The sequence below is a fragment of the Teichococcus aerofrigidensis genome, assembly GCF_054073225.1.
Genome location: NZ_JBSXMU010000266.1, coordinates 1 through 1,000, shown reverse-complemented (window position 1 = coordinate 1,000; position 1,000 = coordinate 1). Strand labels below are relative to the sequence as shown.

Genomic DNA, 1,000 nt, shown 5'->3' with positions numbered 1-1,000 from the left:
GGGCGGAGGCGGCATCGGGCAGCAGCAGCGCCTCCCGGCGCAGCGCCAGGGCGCCGCCCGGCAGCACCAGCAGGCCGGCCGCGCGTTCGGCCAGGGGCACCCGGCAGGTCAGGCGGGCCAGGCCCTCGCGCAGGGCGGCGGGGTCGGGCTGGCGATGCAGCCGGGCATCCAGGCGGCGCAGCAGGGCGAGGCCGGCGGTGGTGCCGAGATCCAGCGTTTCCAGGCGATCGAGGGGGGAGTCCGACATGGCGGGGAAGCGCATGGCATGATCGCATCGGTTGAATATCGATTCTTCATTCTTGCCTCCAAAAGGTCAATCCTGCGCCGGGGGGGTGGCGGACTCTTACCGTCCGCGGCCTGTTTTGGTCTTTTTTCGCCGTGCAGGGCGATGTTTTGCGAAAAATCATGGACAGCCGGCGTCGGATTGTGCCACCACGGGGCGCTGCATCATTCAGGAGAAGCCGGATGGAGATCAGCCGCCGCGGCCCCGCCGAGGCCAGTCTGGTCCAGGACGGGCGCGAGCTGCTCGACCTCGTCGCCGCCGAGGCCGATGAGGCCGAGTTCGCCGCCCTGCTCGCCCGCCTCGAAGCGGTGCTGGCGCCGCAGGAGGGCCCGCCCCGCATCGCCGTCACCTACCGCGAGGGGCTGTTCGAGGCGGTGCTGGCCGATCGTCCCGTGGAGGTGACGCTGATCGAGGAGGACCCGCAGGACCAGCCGCCGCGGCGCGGGCGGCGGCGGCGGACCGAGGCCGATCCCGCCGGGCTGGAGACGCGGCTCGCCGAACTGGCGCGCCGCGACGGAGGCGCGGCGTGACGGCCCGCCAGTCCCGCCTGGAGCTGGACGCGGCGCTGCGCCGCCCCCTGCCGCGCCCGGAGGCCGAGGCCCTGGTGCGCCTGCTCGCCGGCCGCCGGCCCGAGGCGCATCCGCATCCGCTGTTCCGCTTCCCCGCCGCCGCCGGCCTGCTGACCGGCGAGAGCCGGGCCCCCGCCCCCCGCCCCAC

The 1,000-nt window shown here is 74.8% G+C and carries 3 protein-coding genes; 2 read left to right on the top strand and 1 reads right to left on the bottom strand.

The genetic code is table 11. The annotated features are described in order from the left end of the window. The coding region (locus ACVMLK_RS21120) for a hypothetical protein (protein WP_457487553.1) at positions 1–247 on the bottom strand (247 nt) is incomplete at its 3' end. 218 nt (positions 248–465) lie between these two features. Between ACVMLK_RS21120 and ACVMLK_RS21115 the strand changes: the two genes are divergently transcribed. Together ACVMLK_RS21115 and ACVMLK_RS21110 are read left to right on the top strand one after the other, a co-directional pair. Further along, positions 466–813, top strand: a complete 348-nt coding sequence (locus ACVMLK_RS21115) for a hypothetical protein (RefSeq protein WP_457487552.1) — start codon at positions 466–468, stop codon at positions 811–813. After that, the coding region (locus tag ACVMLK_RS21110; protein WP_457487551.1) for a hypothetical protein at positions 810–1,000 on the top strand (191 nt) is incomplete at its 3' end. The genes ACVMLK_RS21115 and ACVMLK_RS21110, both read left to right, overlap by 4 nt.

Coding starts and splice junctions, on each gene's coding strand:
- ACVMLK_RS21115 (WP_457487552.1), top strand. CDS start 466: ATGGAGATCAGCCGCCGCGGCCCCGCCGAGGCCAGTCTGGTCCAGGAC.